This is a genomic window from Mesorhizobium sp. M2C.T.Ca.TU.002.02.1.1 (genome assembly GCF_003997225.1).
Genome location: NZ_RZTO01001270.1, coordinates 1 through 1,094, shown reverse-complemented (window position 1 = coordinate 1,094; position 1,094 = coordinate 1). Strand labels below are relative to the sequence as shown.

The 1,094-nt window shown below is 68.6% G+C and carries 2 protein-coding genes; both read right to left on the bottom strand.

All coding sequences use genetic code 11. The features are described from left to right. Positions 1-845, bottom strand: an 845-nt coding sequence (gene ribD / locus EOD07_RS35380) for a bifunctional diaminohydroxyphosphoribosylaminopyrimidine deaminase/5-amino-6-(5-phosphoribosylamino)uracil reductase RibD (protein ID WP_164772895.1), incomplete at its 3' end; no start/stop codon positions are given. Between the two features lie 2 nt (positions 846-847). Beyond that, positions 848-1,094, bottom strand: a 247-nt coding sequence (locus tag EOD07_RS35375) for an ATP cone domain-containing protein (protein WP_245470619.1), incomplete at its 5' end; no start/stop codon positions are given.

The following is a 1,094-nucleotide window of genomic DNA, read 5'->3' as shown; positions in this document are numbered from 1 at the left end:
ATGAAGCGCCCGCCGGCGCGTTCGAGCGCGGCCCGCCGATGCGGGTCGGCTTCCAGGCAAGCGGCGACATAGAGCGGCACGCGGTCGACGCCGGAAACCAGCTTGGACGTCTCCGGCAACCGGATCTGCCGATCGAGGATGATACGCGCCGGCGAGCGGTTCTCCAGTCCCGGCAGGCGCACGGTCAACGCCGGATCGTCCTCGAGCGCCGTGCCGATGCCGACCAGGATGGCGTCAGACTCGGCGCGCATCAGATAGACGTCGCGTCGCGCGATCTCGCCGGTGATGGCGACCTGGCCGGCGCCCCTGCGGCCGATCTTGCCGTCGCTCGAAAGCGCAAGCTTCAGAGTTACTTCGGGGCGTTTTTTCAGAGAGCGAGTCAGATAGCCGGCCATCTGCTCGGCAGCCTCGGCCGCCAGCACTTTCTCCACCACCTCGACGCCGGCAGCGCGCAGGATGGCGTAGCCTTGGCCGGAGACGCGTGGATCGGGATCGCTCGCCGCACCCACCACCCGCGCTATGCCGGCATTGACCAGCGCGTTGGCGCAAGGCGGCGTGCGGCCGTGATGGGCGCAAGGCTCCAGCGTAACATAGGCAGTGGCGCCATGGGCCAGTTCGCCAGCCTCGGCCAGCGCCTCGGTCTCGGCGTGCGGGCGGCCGCCGACTGCCGTCACGCCGGTGCCGACGATCATCGGCCCGGCGCCGTCGTCGCGCACGATGATGGTGCCGACGGAAGGGTTGGTCGAGGTGCGGCCGGCATTGCGGCGCGACAGCCTGATGGCCGCGGCCATGAAACGGCGGTCAAGGGCCGCCTGCGCGGCCTCGTCCAGTCGCGGTCCCGCCATGATCAGTCGGCGTCCTCTTCGGCCTTTTCCTCGTCGCCCTTCAATTCGCCCAGCAGTTCGTGGAAATCCTTGGCTTCGCGGAAATTGCGATAGACCGAGGCGAAGCGGACATAAGCGACGTCATCCAACGACTTCAGCGCCTCCATGACCAGCCGGCCGACCTCGCCCGAGGCGATCTCGGTTTCGCCCGAGCTTTCGAGCTGGCGTACGATGCCGGTAACGGCGCGGTCGATGCGCTCGGGGTCGACA